Raw genomic sequence first — 17,375 nt, forward strand, 5'->3', positions numbered from 1 at the left:
CGTGGTTAAAATAAACAGGCCATTAGTAGGTGCATTTGCAGTCTTGCTTTTCTTTCTTTCATCTTGGGGGTGCTGGTTTTCTTTAAGTGGATATTTAGCTTTCTTTAAATTAAGCGACGTTATTATCTTTTCATGGAAGGTTGGGTTTGTAATATTTGCAGTTCCTTTATTATTCTATTTTTCATACTTGGCATTTTTTTCTGCAATAAAAAATAAACCTGCAATAATGAATAACAAACTGGCTAATGCATTGGCTATTTTAGCTATATTGGGATCTATAATTAGTTTATTTTCATCAGCATATATCAGTTATAGCCTCACCGAGTATAGTTATAAATCATGCTCAAGATCATCTTGGATGTCCCCTAATGAATACGTAAAAGATATAAAGCTATGTCCATAGTTAACCGCCTCTTACTTCTCCCAAAAATAATTTTGGTAAACAAGCTAATTGAAGAATATAAATATGCTCAAGCACACTTGAAAAAGTGTGCTTGATATCAGAAACTAGTAAACCCTATCTTCCCATATACTGTAACCAGAAGTACCCGCACTTTTGTGATCCCACGCTATGGATTTATATTTTAATTGAATTTTTTCATACGGTATCATTTCATTATTATCTATTGAGTGTGGATAAACACTGGTGATATCGACAATACTCGCATCTGTCAGTTTAACTTCATAATAAAGTTCCAACTGCCCAGCAGAATTTACTCTATAAAAATAAAAGACAACATCTATTCGTTCATTTTCAGATATTGCCACACCTAGCAATGGAGATGACTTATCTATAGGCTTAACAAAATGAACAGGGTGATGAGCTACATTCTGTTGGCGGCTTATACTATGATTTAAACTTAATACCTGTATTTGATCTTCATGACCTGCCTGGCACCGATTACCAATAGAGTTGAGTGACGAGCATCCGGCAGATATTAAACCTTGTTTTCTACCATTAACACTTGCATAAATCAAATTAGACATGACAATTCCTTATGTAATAGAGGTTAGTGCTGTCGTTCCAAAATTGGCGGCACTTCAAGCCTGAGTATAAACCGATAATCCTCTCCAGCAGAATCAATGAATTTCATCTCTGCAAGATGACCTTCTGTTTCAGAAAACAACGAAAAAATACTCTCCATAACTACTGATAATATCTCCACCGAACCCAACTGGCTGTTATTTATCATTTCTTTGATTTGCTGAACCAATTCATCTGAAAATTCATCTTTATTTATAGTTTTATTATTTTTCATCATGTCACCCCATTCTTATTAAAAAAGAAAAATATCAAACATTAATGCAATACAGATGATGTTTTTTCAAGTGTGAGTTTTAGTATGCGACCATCTGAGACTTTCATTTCAGCAGCATCCGTCTTATTTTCTCTAAATAATAAAACACATAGTTTCATTATTAATGCTAGTTTTTCCTCTGGAACTAATGGGCTATTATGTAAAGAGCTTTCAAGTTGCTCTGACAGCTGCATCATTGCGGAGGTTTTGTGGCCGAATAGCGTCTTTTTTTCTTTTTCCATATGAATAAACTCACTTATAGTAAATGACTTTTAGTACATGAGTAATTATCATTTTAGTTCTCAATGTGACATGATTCACACAATTGCAAAAACAGATGTACGTAATTATTTTATACGTGTTGTTTACAGACGCAAGGCAAATGTCGAAAAATCTGCCGTTATGTTTATGAGGACGTTTACGTGTTGCATTCCAATTACTCTAGTGGCTAGCGTATTAATGCCAGTTATAAGTTATACCCACCAAACTGCATGTGCGTTGGCTACGCTCAACAACCCGAATCACTTACTGGTCGTTGACGTTAAAATAAAGAAGCGCATAGGGATGAGATCCCTTACCACCTTCCTGTAACTCGAATTATTTAGGGTATATATGGGCAGAATATCAACCAACCGCAGACATTAACCCGAAGCGACCTAATCCAGATGTGGCAACATTTAGCCTCCCCACTCTGTATTACGCCACTTGCTTCGATAAAATATAATTATGACAAGAATAGTCTTAAAATTAATTAAGAATATTCTCTCATGAACTGAATGATTTTATTCTTTGTCGTCCTCCATAAAAAACAAAGTTGGCCCTATTATGATTTCAAACTGAATTGTGCTACTTTCACATTGCTAGAATATAAAGTAAAATTCTTTTATCTGGGGTAATAACCCTTGAAACTCAGTACTGTTGAGTATCTATATACTTCCCCTCCTATGTATATTGCTACTGATAAACATAACGTTCAAACCGTCCCAAGGGCGGTGTGTCTCTTTTTACAATGAGTGATATAGCATCATCTCATTACATTTAATATTTTTGAGGTTTTATGGACAAAACATTATTGGCCGGTGCTATCAGTCTATCTTTAGTTACATTACCTGTTCAGGTATTGGCTTTTACACCGAATGTGGTGGGAATAACTGTCAACGATGAAGTCGTCATTCATGGTATACAGAATGTGCGCGACGGCGGAGTCATTAATAATGGGCTGGTTAGTGACAATGCCATAATTACTGTCACCAACGGGAGCAGTGCCGGTACGGCAAATAATACTACCGTGGGTGATAAAGGCTGGTTACAGATTACCGGTGCTCTGGCGACGGGTACCATAGTTAATCAAGGCGGGCTGCTTGACACCAAAACGGCGGGTACCGTAATAGATAGCCAAATTAATGATGGCGGCCATATGACTCTGGGACTTAATAGCCAGTCTAAAGGCTACCTCAATATAGCGGCTGGGGCAGAACTTTTTGTTACCAACAACGATCCATACATCTCCGATGTGACCACCCATAACCCCGCACTGCCTGCCAATGTTATGATTGAGAACCTCAACGTCGCGGGTCTGGTCGAAATCGGCCCTTCCTGGAAGGGCACGAGTATCGTGCCGCTTCCCCTCTCTGACGTTTTAGGGCCGGTGCTGGTTACCCGAATCAATAATGTGACTTTGCAAGGGGGGGATATCAATTTAATGGCCTATTCTGCTGGTGGGCAATTTAACCGGCTGGAGATAGAAAATTTGTCTGGTCAGGGTAATTTTGCGATGACAACCCAGCTTGCCAGCAATACCGGGGATTTCATTACGGTCTCACAGCAGGCGACCGGCCAATTTGGTATTACCGTTCAGGACAGCGGTAAAGAGCCGCAATCTGCCGACAACCTGGCACTGGTACATATTAATCGTGGTGATGCTCAGTTCCGTTTACTCAATACAGGCGGAGTGGTGGATTTAGGTGTTTACCAATACGGGCTATATAGTCAGGAAAGCAATGGCAGCACTGACTGGTATCTGGCAACTAGCACAGAAGAACTGCCTGGTACAACACCGAACGTAACCGCTCCAATGCTCAGTTCCGCAGCACAAGGTGTGCTGAATATGGCAGCGGCACCGCGGCATATCCTGAATGCGGAATTGAGTACCTTGCGTCAGCGCCAAGGCGAGTTGAAGGCAGATGCGGAAGGGACTGTTGGCGTTTGGGCGCGTTACCTTACAGATGACAGCCGGTTGTCTGATAATAAAAATATCGCTTTCAAGAATACCTTAAGTGGCATGGAAATTGGGGCCGATAAACAACTTGGATTAAACCGGGGTAATATGTTGATCGGAGCATTTACCTCCTACAGTTCATCTGATGTCAAATCCACCCACGGCGCTAATGGTGATATTCGCAGTTACGGTGGTGGCGTCTATCTGACCTATTTGGATCAAAGCGGATTTTATGTTGATACGGTGCTAAAAGCTAACCGCTTTAATAATAAGATGAATACACAGGAAACCCGTGGCGAATATAACCAGAATGCTCTTACCACCTCAGTAGAAAGTGGTTATCAATGGCCTGTTTATGCCAATCTGGTGCTCGAACCCTATGGAAAGGTGAGTTATTCACGTATTGGTAGCGCAGATTATACTCTCAGTAACGGCATGGTAGCGGAAGTGGCGAAAGCCGATAGCGTGCAAGGCGAGTTAGGCACGGTACTCGCCGCCTCTTACAGCATTAACCAAATGACGATAAAGCCTTATATTAAACTGGCTATTACCCGTGAATTTATCAAAAGTAATGCTGTAGCGATTAACAACATTGGTTTCGATAATGATTTCTCCGGTAATGTCGGTAAATATGGCGTAGGCATAAATGCGACGGTAGCCAATAACACCGCCATTTTTGCTGAAGTGGATTATCTCAATGGTTCAAAAATTGAAACACCGGTAACTGCCAATATCGGTTTCCGCCTTCGGTTCTAATTGTTTCAGCCCCTCTTCTGAGGGGGTTTTATTTTTTCTATTTCACTCCCCTTTATTAAATTAAAAAAAATGCTCAGTCAGCAAGATAATTTCCACAATAATCGATGCTATTTCCTGTATTCCCTACAAATTTAAAAATGCATTACAAATGGCGAACGTATCAGCATAGCGCGAGGAATTTATTTTACACTTATATCCCGGAAATATTGGGGAAGGTCTTTTACGTGTTGCATTCCTATTATTCGCATTTATTGACGTATATACTTGCTTTTACAAACCAACCTTCATCAATAGTTTGATAATTTCAGTAAATACGGCAGTAATCACCGTATAAAGGAGATTGATTAAACCATGCTAAACACAGACGCACGGCAACAACTTCGCAAACTCCTGCCATTGGAGATGGTAGCGACTAAACAGTGGTTACTTGACCAAGGGCTGAGTCTGCACTTTTTGGACAATGCCGTGCGCAGCTCAACCCTACTGCCGCTTACCGCCGGGTGTATTGCCTGCTAGAGGCCAGAGTCAGTTGGCAAGGCGTTGTTGCGTCACTACAAAGGATGTCTGAGCAACCTATACATGTCGGTGGCCTGACAGCTTTAGAGTTGGCCGGATTAGGACACTACCTCTCTAAAGGCGCAGAGCAGCATATTCATCTCTGGTCAGAGGCGGCTCTGCCAACATGGCTGAATAGAGTACCACTTAACGCTAAATTCAAATGGCATGGTACCCATCGCCTGTGACCGAAAATGACAATGGATGATCCCAGATTCCTTAACGAAGAAACCTGGCGCGAGGAGCTACCGCCAGTGACATTTTCTTGCCCAGAAAAAGCTATATTTGAGACGCTGGTCGATGTACCGAAAGCGATCAGCTTTGAGCATGCCGATGAATTAATGCAGGGATTACACAACCTGTCACCCATTATTTAGGGTATATAGCGCTATTATTCGTTGAAGAACCAATAGCCCTGATTAATCAATTCGGTTAATTCCGCGACGAAAGCCGGGTCCTGTAGTGCCTCGCCCAACTCTTTTTTGCCAATAATGGTGTAACGGCACAGAGCATCAGCGGCTTCAGAATTGGTCATTTCCAACCGTTCGCTGTTAATGAAGACGTTGTCGCCAACACGCAGAACTCGCAACCCACCTAAGCGCGTCAATACAGCGCCCTCCATCAGGGCATCAACAATCTCATCCTGCTCATAGGGCGGCTGTGCGGGGGCGATATCCAGTTCATGGCGTGGTGTCGTTACGAAGCGGCCAAACCACTGTTTAAAATCTTCCGGCTGATTAATCATGTTGAGCATCATCCCGCGTAGGCGCTCCAACTCATCATCTTCAACCCGCCCCGGATGCTCCCGACACGTTAAATCAGGATCGCTGTAGTGCTCACCACCAAGATCGTTTTCCAGCACATAGTCAGCAAAGCTACTGATTAAATCTCTACCATTTGGCCCACGAAAACCGACGGAGTAGTTGAACGCCGTTTCGTGAGTGATACCGTCATGCGGGAAGCCCGGCGGAATATATAAAATATCGCCCGGCGCTAAATCTTCATCAATGATGGGTGTAAAAGGCTCTACGTGCAGCAGCGCCGGATGCGGACAAAACTGCTTCAACGGCAGTTTATCACCAACACGCCAGCGGCGGCGGCCCATCCCCTGAATGATGAATACATCGTATTGATCAATATGCGGCCCGACGCCACCGCCCGGTACGGAAAAAGAGATCATCAGATCGTCTAAGCGCCAATCCGGTAGCACGCGAAACGGACGGACCAGTTCGGCTGACGGGGCATGCCAGTGGTTAACCGCTTGTGCCAGTAGCGACCAGCCGGTTTCACCCAGATTATCAAAGTGCTCAAACGGCCCGTTACTGGCCTGCCACCGGCCATTGGTATGACTGACCAAACGGCTATCGACCTCCACTTCCATCGCCAAGCCAGCCAGTTCGTCCGGCGTAATAGGATCGACGAAGTTTGGGAAGGCATTTTTTAATACAACAGGTTGTTTTTGCCAGTATTTTTCTAAAAATTCGGGCCAGTTGAGGTTGAGTTGATAAGCCATACTTTCACACCAGAGAGAAAATAAATGAACCTGATTATAAAGTGGCTAACCCCCGACCCGCCTTGTCATTGGTCAAGGCTGTGTGTTCCGTTATGCAAAAATGAGTGGTGAGTGGTGAGTGGTGAGTGGTGAGTGGTGAATGGTGAATGGTGAATGGTGAATGGGCTTATCACTTTTCAATAATAAGCCACCAGTACGTTTTACTCTGGATTAGCGCCCTTTCTTCTTACGCCCAGGCTGAGTAAAGCGCTTGCGGGAAGCCGTATTGTCGTCGGATTTTTCGGCTTTTTTCTGCCCCTGAATACCCGGTTTTTTAGCGACTGCGGGCTTAGATGGCGCTTTCTTTACTGATTTTTCTTCAGACGAGGAGTTTTCAATCAGCTTAAATAGCGTGTTCAGTTCATCGTCGGTCAAATCTCGCCACTCGCCCAATGGCAGCCCTTTCAAGCTGATGTTCATGATGCGCGTGCGTTCAAGCTTAGTGACTTCATAACCAAAGTGTTTACACATGCGGCGAATCTGGCGGTTAAGCCCCTGCACCAGCGTGATACGAAACACCAAGGGGGCTTCTTTCTGCACTTTGCACTTTTTGGTCACCGTTCCCAAGATAGGTACACCCGCACTCATGCCTTGGATAAACTCATCGGTCACCGGTTTATTAACGGTGACCACGTACTCTTTCTCGTGATTGTTCCCGGCGCGGAGGATCTTGTTAACCAGATCGCCGTGATTAGTCAGAAAAATCAGCCCTTGGGAATCCTTATCCAACCGCCCGATAGGAAAGACACGCTTGCTGTGGTTAACGAAATCACTGATGTTATCCCGCTCACCCTCTTCCATCGTGGTGATGATACCGGCGGGCTTATTCAGCGCGATAAACACCAAGTCTTCTTCATCACGCGGCTCAATAATCTGACCGTTAACTTTCACGACATCTCCGGCAAATACCTGATCGCCAACGGTGGCTCGCTTACCGTTAATAAAAACATTGCCCTGTTCAATGTAGCGATCGCCATCGCGGCGAGAACAGATGCCGCTCTCGCTAATGTATTTGTTAAGACGAATGGATGAGTTAGTCAGCATGGTTCCTCCGTAAAAAGCGGACTATACCTTAACCGAGGTACATTGCGAAGCTTGATCGGGGCAATACGACCGGGCGTTTCAAACCAATAGCGTGCCATTTTGGCGGCCTTCGCCATATCTCTGACCAATGCCTTCCCTCTACTCATTACTTACATTGAACGCTTTCATCGCTTATATTAAATGCACTTATCGCTTATATTAAACGCATTCACCGTTTATATTGAACGTATTCATCATTTATCACTTTTCGTCAAGAAACCAGAGATGGCCCGCCATCTTGCCGCCGTCAGAGCCTATCGGCAACAATACGGCATTTGATATCCCTTTCGCTTTCAGAAACAAGGATGTAAACCATGGCAGCACCAAAACCCGCGTCTTGGATGCCTTCACATGCGGCAGCGCAACTCTGCCGCCAGTTGCAGTCACTCTTGCCAATGCATCTTCTGGCACCTGCGGCCTTTGAACAGATATTACGTTATTGTGGTGTCCGGCCCGAACGTCAGGCTTGGCGTTTGTTTCTCAGTAGAACGCTGCTACTGGCCGGGTCCCTCGCGGTCATCTGTGGCGTCATCTTTTTCTTTGCGTGGAACTGGGCGGCAATGCCCGCAATGGCAAAGTTCGGTATCATCGAATTGCTGATCGTGGCCTTGGCCATTCTCATCTGGTGGCGCTGGTATGATGCCGTCAGTCGCACGGCATTATTGGCTGCTGGGTTCCTCTTTGGTGCGCTGTTTGCCGTCTTCGGGCAGATTTACCAAACCGGGGCCGATAGCTGGGAGTTATTCCGCGCTTGGGCACTCATTCTTCTCCCTTTAGCGTTGCTCAGCAGGCAGGGGGGATTATGGTTTTTAACCTGGCTGGTGACCAATATTGGCCTGAATCTCTTTTTCTTCAGTTACTCATCACCGTTTACGGTCTCTTTCTCACTGTTCGACAGCATTTTTTATCTCAACACCTTGTTCACGTATGGTTATTTGCTTTTTCAGGGATTATGTCTTTTGACCTGGGAAGTGGTACAAAGATTCAGCAAAACCCAATCCCCCGATAAAACGGCAAATCGCTGGTTTCCGAGGCTCATGGCAGCCTATTTTTTACTGTCACTGACAACCCCAATAATCAGTGAGCTCACTTACTTTCACTTCCAACAGCCTGGCTACGTTTTACTACTTTGCTGGGTAGCGGTTATGGCCGGTGGCTATTGGTGGTATCGCTATCGCCAACCCGATTTATGCATGCTGACACTGGGTGTTTGCAGCTTATTAGCGGTGGGAACTGCCGCTATCCTTACCTCGGCGGGCTGGGGTTGGTATAGAAATGTTGGTTCCCTGTTCCTGATTGGGATATTAATCGCCCTATTGCTTGGCGCAGGGGGCAAATTGTTACTCCACTGGCGCCGAAAGATGTATCCAAATCAAGCCGTGGAGTTATCCCGATCAGCCTACGACGAACTGTTAGTTAATCTCGAACAGCATTCGTTGCTCAACGCAGACCAAAAAGCGGTGTTGCTTGCTGAACAAGGCAAGTTAACTCTGCCTTGGTATATTCGCACCGCTTTTGCGTTCGGCGGGTGGATCGCGGCATTAATCCTGTTAGCTCTGTTGATATTGCTGGGATTTGTCAGTGGGATGTTTGACAATCTCAATGCTGGAACAATTATTGTTGTTTCACTGATAGGCAGTGCCTTTGCCGCGTTATTGCTCATCCGCCCGGGCCTGGGGAGGCAGCAAATTGGTTTGGTATGGGCAATAGCATCCTCGATCGGGTTATATAGCGGAATAATATTAATCCAGGATTCAAGCAGCAGATTGATGCTGATGCAAAGTCTGTGGTTCATTCCTGTTTTGGCGGTTCTGATTGTGGTATTCCACAATGATATGTATCGCTTTCTGGCGACGGGCACGTTGGTATTCATGAGTATTGTTACGACAAGCTACGCTCTGATATGGCACTTGGCACCCGATAACCAACAGCTCTTTTTCTTCATTCCAATCCTGATAGTCACCGTCATTGTCATGTTGATTCTTTGGCTGATCTGCAATGAAATTAAATTGCTGGCGACCGTCAATGCACCACTGATTCATCCGTTAATGTATGGCGGGATCGGGGGCATATTGGTGGTTTGCCTGCACAGCATTCAGATGGGGAATATCCATGAATTCTACTGGATGTCAGATCGGGGGCTTTATTTGGAACAGAGTTTGAGCTACGGGATCCCTGCCGCTTTCTTGCTGTTTACGCTAATTCAATGGGTTTTGCATCGCAGTAAGCTCAAGCCACTCTGGTTGATAGCGGCGGTCGTAACCTCCCTTGCAGCCTATTTTGCACCGGGAATGGGTTTTGGTTTGGCACTGTTATTGATTGCCCGTTATCAAGGGAATCAGTGGTTACTGGGGGTTGCAGCCTGTTTTCTCGCGGTTTACACCAGTGGCTGGTATTACTTCCTCGGCTTCAGCTTGTTGTATAAATCATTGTTATTAATCGGGTGTGGTGTCTTGCTGCTGGTTTTGGCCGCCGTATTGAATCGAGTACTCTCTGCTGGGGAGGTCAATCAACATGCTTAAGAGAAAATGGCTCAGCATCGCGGTCATTATCATTGCCCTGATCGTGGTGAATATCTCTATTTATCAGAAGCAACATTTGTTGGCTAAAGGTGACATCATTATTCTGGAACTGGCCCCGGTGGATCCCCGATCATTGATGCAGGGTGATTATATGGCGCTGAGTTATGCCCTTGTAGCGCCATTCAATGAACAATTCTATGCAGAACAAGAAAAATGCAGAGAAGAGCCTTCACTGCCTTGTCCTGAGTCCAAAAGGCGTCTAATTGTTGAACTCGACGATCGCCAGCGGGCCACAGCGGCCAGAATTGATCAGGGTGAGCCTCTGGCAGATAATCAACATTATTTGCAATACCGCTTTAAGGGCAGGTCTATTCAGATAGGAACGGATGCGTATTTTTTCCAGGAAGGACATGCGGAAGATTACGTCAATGCACGCTACGGTGAGTTTCGTGTTGCTAAGGATGGTTCGGCGTTGCTGACCCACTTACTGGATGCCGATTTGCAGCGCATAGAGAATAAGTAATCCTTAAACAATAAAAAAGAACCGTCTGGCCCAATGCCGACCAGTGTGAGCATAAATAACTTCACTTTCATTAATACAATGGATGATATATGAATCTGAATAAAACATGTTTTTTCACAGCATTTATTTTCCTTTCAATTCCCGCTTGGGCCACTCCTCAGTTAAAAGAGGCTGAGTCTATTCCCTCTGTCATCGCGGCGATGACACTGGAAGAAAAAGCAGCCTTTGTTTCCGGCACAGGTATGAATAACGCAGAAAAAGTTGCCGGTGCTGCCGGTTCAACCCTGGCGATACCAAGGCTGGGGATACCACAGATTGTTTTTGCCGATGGGCCGGTAGGTGTCAGGCTAGGGGCAGGACCAACCGGTGGTGAGAAGCGCTTTGCCACAGGGTTCCCGGTGTCGGTGGCAATGGCGGCCACCTGGGACCCAGCAATTGTTAAGCGTGTCGGCGGAGCCATTGGTGATGAAGCCAAGCGATATGGTGTGGATTTAATTCTCGGTCCAGCGATTAATATTCAGCGCCATCCATTGAATGGACGTAATTTCGAATATTTCACAGAAGACCCCTTACTCAATGCCATCATGACTGCCGGTTATATTGACGGTATGCAGGCAGAAGGCGTGGGCGCAGTGCTCAAACATTTTGCCGCCAACAATCAGGAAACACGCCGTCAGATAGTCAACGAGATTATTTCAGACCGTGCGCTACATGAAATCTATTTCCCCGGTTTCGAATATGCCATGGAAAAGGCGCAACCTTGGGCAGTAATGAGCTCTTATCCATCAATTAATGGGACACCATCCTCGCAAAATCCTTGGTTATTAAAGGATGTATTGCGCCAACAATGGAAGTTCGATGGCTTTGTCATGTCAGATTGGTATGGTGTGACCGATCCGGTCAGCGCATTGAAAGGGGGTAACGATCTCAATATGCCGGGTGGGCGCACACCAGACGACTCACTATTCCTGACACCCAATACCGATCCTAAAGATATGGTGTTAGCGGCGCTAAAATCTGGTGAGCTAACCCAAAACCAGATAGACGAAAATATTCGCAATATCCTCAATGTCGTGATCAAAACTCACCGGTTCAAAAACAGGGACGCTGCCGTGATGCCAGAACCAGCCGATCATTCAGTATTGGCGCGACAAATTGCAGCAGATTCAATGGTATTACTAAAAAATGATGCACAAACCCTACCAATGAAAGCATCCTTCCGCGTTGCCGCTTTCGGTCAAAACATTGACAATTTCTTTGTAACAGGAGGGGGGAGTGCGGAGGTCAATATTGATCCCAAACGCTTGGTGACACTGCCACAGGGCCTGAAAAACGCAGGGATAGCGCTCATAAGGCAGATTGGGGATCAGACGTTGGATGAACCGGTTAACCAGCATGCCATCACTAAAGCAGCACAAGAGAGTGATATCGCCCTGATTTCAGTCGGCCGTAGTTCAACAGAGGGAGCTGATCGCTACTCTATGGCGATGCATACCGATGAAGTGGCAATGATTAAAAAGGTGGCCTCAGCGTTCCATCAGCAGAATAAAAAGGTGGTGGTTCTGCTCAATATTGGTTCGCCGATAGAAATGGCTTCTTGGGAACAAGATGCTGATGCCATTCTTCTCACCTGGCAACCCGGTGAACAGGCAGGAAATGCGGTTGCCGATATTCTGCTTGGTAAGGTAAATCCTTCGGGCAAACTGCCGCTAACCTTCCCGAAACGACTCGAAGATTCACCAAGCTTTGGTAACTACCCTGGTAACGCTAAAACAGTTATCTATGGTGAAGGGATCTATGTCGGCTATCGCCACTTTGATACCAAGCGCATTGCCCCTATGTATCCATTCGGTTATGGCCTTTCTTATTCCACAGTGAATTACGGGAAAATCAGCCCTGAAAAACCGGTATTCAACATCGATACAGAAAAGAATATTGAGGTAAGCATTCCTGTACGTAATACCTCCAGTATTGATACAAAAGAGGTTGTGCAGCTTTATGTTCATGACAATGCCTCACGCCTTAATCGGCCAGAACAGGAACTGAAAGCATTTAAAAAAGTCAGCCTGTCGGCGGGAGAGGAAAAACACGTGACCTTCAAACTGGATAAACGCACATTCTCTTATTACGATGAGGATAAAAACAGTTGGGTGCTTGAACCGGGGCTCTTCACACTACGCATTGGTCGTTCATCAAGAGATATCCATGCAGAAACACCTCTGATTGTAAAATCCTCGACCTCAGCTTTCTCGTTTGACACCCCCTGGATTGACATCCAGACGTATGAAAAAGCGGCCACGATCGTCGCCCGTTTTATCGGTGATGAGCAAACTAACGCTTGGATTTATGGCAACCCAACACTGGGTGATAAACTGGAAGATGCCCTGAAACTGAAACCTGAACTCGCTAAAGATGAGGCAAAAAGGCAGAAACTGAAGCAGGGAATCTTACAGGAAATCAATTCATTGTAATGACTGAGCCTTCAATATTTTGCCAACGCCCTGCTGCTTTTCCATCTCTGCCAGGGCGTTTTTCAAAAACTATCTTGGGTCAGCCCGTAGTGATCCCAAGATTGACACACAACTTATGCAAACGCTCCCGCATCTGTTCATCGGGCTCATGACATAAACTATCCGCCAACGCCTTTGACATATCAGGCAACCAATCATCCTGAGGCCAAACTTCCAATGCGTTTAGCGCCATAGACCGGTCACGGCTCCTCTCGCTACGTAACCCCACCGCCAACAATGACCAGCCCATTCCTGGGAATTTTTTCAGATCCTGCAGTACAAAATCCAATGCCTGATGCTGCCAGTACTCCAACCCGAGTCCCATAGCTATTCCTGGCCCGGAAGCGATAGCCTCTAAATCCAACTGCTGTTCAGCTGGCGATATGCTCGGGCTAGACAGTCTGCATTAACTGATACCAATTGTTATCTGCTGCATCCGCCAACTGCCGCGAGAAAATGCTCTCCCACGGATCTTCCCTTTTCAGATCACATTTTTCAGGCTTGTTTATTCCCGTAAAAATATCACGTGTTACTATCCACCCTGTAAATACCTTTCAACTCATACTGAGGCTTTGATGCTGGAGAATGTAATCATCCGATAATCAGCTTGCCGACCTTTTCAGGCCGGACTGGTTATCAATGCGCCGAAATTGAATGCGGGCACCACTGTGTGTTTGCACATTTTGCACATGATGATTAACAGGTTTCCCAGTATGAATTTATCTCGTCAGGAACAACGTACCTTACACGTTCTCGCCAAAGGTGGATGTATTACGCACGTCCGCGATACCTCAGGCCATGTCACCTCCGTTGAATGTTACAGCCGCGAAGGGCTGCGGCTCACTGATTGTACGCTCGCAGTCTTCAAAAAACTCAAAACCAAAAAACTGATTAAGTCCGTCAAGGGCCAGCCGTACCGCATCAATACTACCGGGCTGAACAACGTTCGCGGTCAGTTGGATAATCGCTAAGGAGAGTATCATGGATATCAGCACCATTATTTCCGGCTCGCGCCCGATAAGCCTGCCATCCGAGGAAGTCAGGCATCAGGGTACGGCTGAACCGAACTGGTGACATGCCTCCAGGGGCTATTTCTTGACCGCCCTCATCTGCTGCTAACGGAACACGCTTGGGATGAAGAAACACAGATCAGTTCGACGCTGTTTCTAGCCATAGAAGAAAACGGCAATACCACGCGTTTTGGCAACCAGATGACGGCCTGGCAGGATGAAGAGTATGTCAGCCTCTTCAGTGATTGCGGTTTCACAGTATTCCCCGGCCCGGACAGTACAGCATGGCCGGTCAGCGAGACGTTTGAAGGAAAACTGTTTGCACTGCTGGCGGAAAAAAAATGACTAATGGCAGGATTAATGAATATGCCTAATAAACCCTAGTTAATTACCCCTTCTAATCAAATAAATCACTTTGTGCTATGCTTTTCCTACACAACAGTTGAAGGATAACGTCATACAAACAGTAAAACTGAGCAACGGTATTGCAATGCCCCTGCTGGGCTTTGGTAGCCGTACAGCGAGGTACCCGTGGCACAAATGAAAATATTTGTTAGCCAAACCAAAACTGGCTCTAATCTGTATTGATACCTACAGGGTATTTATAGATCCAGGATCTCTTGAATCCAATCATCCCAGCACTCGCTGCCAAGTGCAGACTCCACAGTACCTGGACGAGATACAAGCCACCATGCCTTTACCTCCTCATATTCAGAACTCGTGAGTGTAAATGGACACCAACGATCCATTCTTTCATCTTGATCACATGGGTCACTACCAGCCATGAAGAATTCATTCAAGAAAGGTAAAGGTGGAAAATAGCCAGAACGGCTAATGACACCAAAGATGCCGTAAAGCACTTTGGCGTTTTCATCTAAAACGCGTTTAGCATTATTAATGTGATCCATAGAAATCCATTTGTAAATATACCCGTCTTAGTTCCAGATGTAAGATGAGTTGCAGGTGCCACAGAAATCCAGCTCAGCGCAGATACTCTTCTTCGTAGTGAATCGGATCTTACGCATGCCAGAAACATATTCAGTATGCCGGAAGATCTCTAAAAGTGAATAGTTCTTTTAAGCGGGACACTTACAGGTGAACATACGCCAATAACCTCCTTTAATGAAAGTGAAAACTTGTCCAAACGAATATCTGAAATAGAGAATAAGTTAGATAAAATTCTTATCTCCCTTAAAAAATAACCCCACCGGTGCACAGACGCACCAGAATGCAAAAACCCGCCGGGGCGGGTTTAGTTGTATATCATGCAACTTAGTGCAATTGATCTTTACTTATCACTAATAATCGGTGTGAGTGACAGTCTTTATCATCACCCCAGCAGAAATCAGCCCATGTCCCGTAAAAATCATCCCATGATGTCATGAATGTTAGGGGGCGATCTTCCTGTGTGCCGTCTGACACGTAAACGTGATAACCATCCTCTTGTATGGCCCAAGCAATCATGCCTTCCCAGAAACGACGCCCATCATGAGTTTGTTCGCTATCTGAAACAACAATGGAGTAGTTTTCCAAAAAGTATTGGAAGAACATTTTTGGCAACCCAGTCACCGCAGAATTATATTGTGGCTGAACAGTGCGCCATACCATTATCTGCGTACAGCTTCTTCTCGCTGGGACGATATCGCCCATAAACTCCAAGCGCACAGCATAGACAGTCACAGGATCAATTGAATCAGTGACTAAGCGATAATGGTCTTCTCTCAGAGATTTGACCAGCCGATATCCATGAGGTGTCGTATATCCAGGCAAAGAGAAGTCCACAACACCTTTGCTCATGAAAGCTGTTGTATGTTCAATGTTGTTGCCAGTAACGTTTAGCTTGGTGTTAAACCCAGCTTCTGGGATATTAAACGGCATCTTCTCGTTTGCTATAAATTTGTTCATTATTTCCTCCAAAAGCAACCGGAGTACTTATGACAAAAAGTCGAAATTTCGTTTTCGATATAACGTCACAACTGTTATCGCAGTTATGATCTAACAAGAAGTCTACTTGACGAGTTCGTCAACATACAACCGCAGTTGTTTATCAAATAGATAAGCCTTTGGTTAATCGAGTGATTTAATTTCTACACAGTTCACGAATTGAGCTTAAACTTACGCGATTTTGCTTGAAAATACTGGATGGTTGCACAGCTCTTGAGCCAGTAGCGCTTTATATCAACCCCAGCAATCTACTGCAATCACGCACCAAAAAGCAAAACCATCATCAAGAGCACCAATAAGATGCTCTTTAATTATAGCCCCTGATGTCTAACCACCTTTACTGTCCTTTCCTGCCAATATCGGAGTCGCTCTCAACGACACCGCGTGCCGGTTATTACGAGACCAGATCGGCAATCACAAAAAATGGGTGTTTGTTCATCGAAAAGAAAGCACGTTACCCAGCGGGAAAAAGTCCGTAGCAGTGAGGAAAAAGCGCGTTGATGATAATACAGCATGGAGAACTGGATTAAAGCATTCAGGAATCACTGATTTCCGTTTCCACGATTTGCGGCATACATGGGCAAGTTGGCTAGTTCAAGCCGGGGTGCCACTATCAGCACTTCAAGAAATGGGTGGATGGGAAAGCATAGAAATGGTGCGCCGCTATGCGCATCTAGCACCAAACCACCTAACCGAACACGCGAAACAAATTGACGCCATTTGGGGTGACAATGTCCCAAATATGTCCCAGTTGGAAACTTTGGAGGTGATGGGTTTTGATAAGTGATTGATTTTATTGGCCCCTACAGGATTCGAACACATCAAGTATTGATATGTTTTATATGGATAAAATCGTGTTCGATAAAATTTGTACCAACATTTATACCAACAGATAAATTTGTTAAGAAAATACAGCCTATTATCGCTGGGCTAGCATGCCCGGATAATGCTTGGCAATGATATCATTCATTCTCTCAGTCAGCTCAGGTCGCTTGAATGTCAGATGAGCGGTTCCTTTCTGAAAGTAACGAATGCTGAAAAATGCATCTTCGTAAACATCCTTCGAAGGGTTGTCCCGAATATGCTCCGTCAAACGTATAGTGACATCACCACGGTTGTCGGGAATAGGTTTACTATCCAGCAGATAAAGCATTCGTTCCAAATCCGCCAACTGGTCTCGCCGGTAACCCTGGTTCAGGGTAAAGCCCCATTGGTTGCAACTGACTAGGTTGCTAATGATTATTTTTTTGCCAAATTGGCATGGACTGTTGGTTTTAAAGTGCCAGGATAATCCTTTGAATAAATTGATGACCCCGCGTTCAAATACGTCGTCCTTCTGCTGGTGGAGTTGCTCAAAGGTACTGAGTATGTTGGCTTCGCTGATGGCAGGAATATTATCTCCCT

General features: G+C 45.2%; 14 protein-coding genes and 4 pseudogenes. 9 read left to right on the forward strand and 9 right to left on the reverse strand.

Annotated features, from left to right (window positions below; genetic code table 11):
* The first annotated feature begins 1 nt into the window (after window position 1).
* On the forward strand, window positions 2–403 hold the full coding sequence (locus tag AC971_RS22035) for a DUF1240 domain-containing protein (protein ID WP_038402154.1): 402 nt from the start codon (window positions 2–4) through the stop codon (window positions 401–403).
* Window positions 404–507: 104 nt separating this feature from the next.
* Here AC971_RS22035 and AC971_RS11775 read toward each other — a convergent pair whose 3' ends face one another.
* The 3 genes from AC971_RS11775 to AC971_RS11785 are packed head-to-tail and all read right to left on the reverse strand — an operon-like array spanning window position 508 to window position 1,540.
* Entirely contained in the window at window positions 508–987 is a 480-nt protein-coding gene (locus tag AC971_RS11775) for an Hcp family type VI secretion system effector (protein WP_025382949.1), read from the reverse strand.
* A gap of 23 nt (window positions 988–1,010) precedes the next feature.
* Window positions 1,011–1,262, reverse strand: a complete 252-nt coding sequence (locus AC971_RS11780) for a hypothetical protein (RefSeq protein WP_025382948.1) — start codon at window positions 1,260–1,262, stop codon at window positions 1,011–1,013.
* Window positions 1,263–1,300: 38 nt separating this feature from the next.
* Window positions 1,301–1,540: a hypothetical protein gene (locus AC971_RS11785; protein WP_025382947.1), complete on the reverse strand. Its 240-nt coding sequence runs from the start codon at window positions 1,538–1,540 to the stop codon at window positions 1,301–1,303.
* Window positions 1,541–2,355: 815 nt separating this feature from the next.
* On the opposite strand from AC971_RS11785, the gene yapC reads away from it, so the two are divergent.
* Window positions 2,356–4,272 (forward strand): autotransporter adhesin YapC, encoded by a 1,917-nt coding sequence (gene yapC, locus AC971_RS11790; protein ID WP_025382946.1) that lies wholly within the window; start codon window positions 2,356–2,358, stop codon window positions 4,270–4,272.
* A 351-nt stretch (window positions 4,273–4,623) separates the two neighbouring features.
* Window positions 4,624–5,204, forward strand: a pseudogene (locus AC971_RS11795) (AbiEi antitoxin N-terminal domain-containing protein).
* Between the two features lie 14 nt (window positions 5,205–5,218).
* On the opposite strand, the gene AC971_RS11800 reads toward AC971_RS11795, so the two are convergent.
* Together AC971_RS11800 and rluF are read right to left on the reverse strand one after the other, a co-directional pair.
* A complete protein-coding gene (locus AC971_RS11800) occupies window positions 5,219–6,340 on the reverse strand; it encodes a ribosomal protein uL16 3-hydroxylase (protein ID WP_025382944.1) in 1,122 nt (373 codons plus the stop codon).
* A 210-nt stretch (window positions 6,341–6,550) separates the two neighbouring features.
* Entirely contained in the window at window positions 6,551–7,423 is an 873-nt protein-coding gene (rluF, locus tag AC971_RS11805) for a 23S rRNA pseudouridine(2604) synthase RluF (protein ID WP_025382943.1), read from the reverse strand.
* Window positions 7,424–7,776: 353 nt separating this feature from the next.
* On the opposite strand from rluF, the gene AC971_RS11810 reads away from it, so the two are divergent.
* The 3 genes from AC971_RS11810 to AC971_RS11820 all read left to right on the forward strand — a co-directional run bounded on the left by AC971_RS11810 (window position 7,777) and on the right by AC971_RS11820 (window position 12,978).
* Entirely contained in the window at window positions 7,777–9,984 is a 2,208-nt protein-coding gene (locus AC971_RS11810) for a DUF4401 domain-containing protein (protein WP_025382942.1), read from the forward strand.
* Entirely contained in the window at window positions 9,977–10,507 is a 531-nt protein-coding gene (locus AC971_RS11815) for a GDYXXLXY domain-containing protein (protein ID WP_025382941.1), read from the forward strand. The genes AC971_RS11810 and AC971_RS11815 overlap by 8 nt, the downstream gene beginning before the upstream one ends.
* Window positions 10,508–10,596: 89 nt before the next feature.
* Entirely contained in the window at window positions 10,597–12,978 is a 2,382-nt protein-coding gene (locus AC971_RS11820) for a beta-glucosidase (protein ID WP_025382940.1), read from the forward strand.
* A 79-nt stretch (window positions 12,979–13,057) separates the two neighbouring features.
* On the opposite strand, the pseudogene AC971_RS11825 reads toward AC971_RS11820, so the two are convergent.
* A pseudogene (locus AC971_RS11825) lies at window positions 13,058–13,502 on the reverse strand (hypothetical protein); the annotation flags it as partial.
* A gap of 228 nt (window positions 13,503–13,730) precedes the next feature.
* On the opposite strand from AC971_RS11825, the gene AC971_RS23050 reads away from it, so the two are divergent.
* Both AC971_RS23050 and AC971_RS11835 read left to right on the forward strand, forming a co-directional pair.
* Entirely contained in the window at window positions 13,731–13,988 is a 258-nt protein-coding gene (locus tag AC971_RS23050) for a YjhX family toxin (RefSeq protein WP_071825484.1), read from the forward strand.
* Between the two features lie 61 nt (window positions 13,989–14,049).
* Window positions 14,050–14,366: pseudogene (locus AC971_RS11835) on the forward strand (class I SAM-dependent methyltransferase); the annotation flags it as partial.
* 263 nt (window positions 14,367–14,629) lie between these two features.
* Here AC971_RS11835 and AC971_RS11840 read toward each other — a convergent pair.
* The gene (locus AC971_RS11840) at window positions 14,630–14,935 is read right to left on the reverse strand and encodes a hypothetical protein (protein ID WP_025382937.1); all 306 of its coding nucleotides are present in this window, start codon (window positions 14,933–14,935) and stop codon (window positions 14,630–14,632) included.
* A gap of 364 nt (window positions 14,936–15,299) precedes the next feature.
* Window positions 15,300–15,932 (reverse strand): hypothetical protein, encoded by a 633-nt coding sequence (locus AC971_RS11845; protein WP_025382936.1) that lies wholly within the window; start codon window positions 15,930–15,932, stop codon window positions 15,300–15,302.
* Between the two features lie 397 nt (window positions 15,933–16,329).
* Here AC971_RS11845 and AC971_RS23055 point away from each other — a divergent pair.
* A pseudogene (locus AC971_RS23055) lies at window positions 16,330–16,758 on the forward strand (tyrosine-type recombinase/integrase); the annotation flags it as partial.
* A 132-nt stretch (window positions 16,759–16,890) separates the two neighbouring features.
* On the opposite strand, the gene AC971_RS11245 reads toward AC971_RS23055, so the two are convergent.
* Window positions 16,891–17,375 (reverse strand): DUF4942 domain-containing protein (locus AC971_RS11245; protein WP_156170218.1); only part of this gene is annotated, 485 nt, incomplete at its 5' end.

Origin of the sequence: Yersinia similis (assembly GCF_001053095.1) — a bacterium.
GTDB classification, from domain to species: domain Bacteria; phylum Pseudomonadota; class Gammaproteobacteria; order Enterobacterales; family Enterobacteriaceae; genus Yersinia; species Yersinia similis.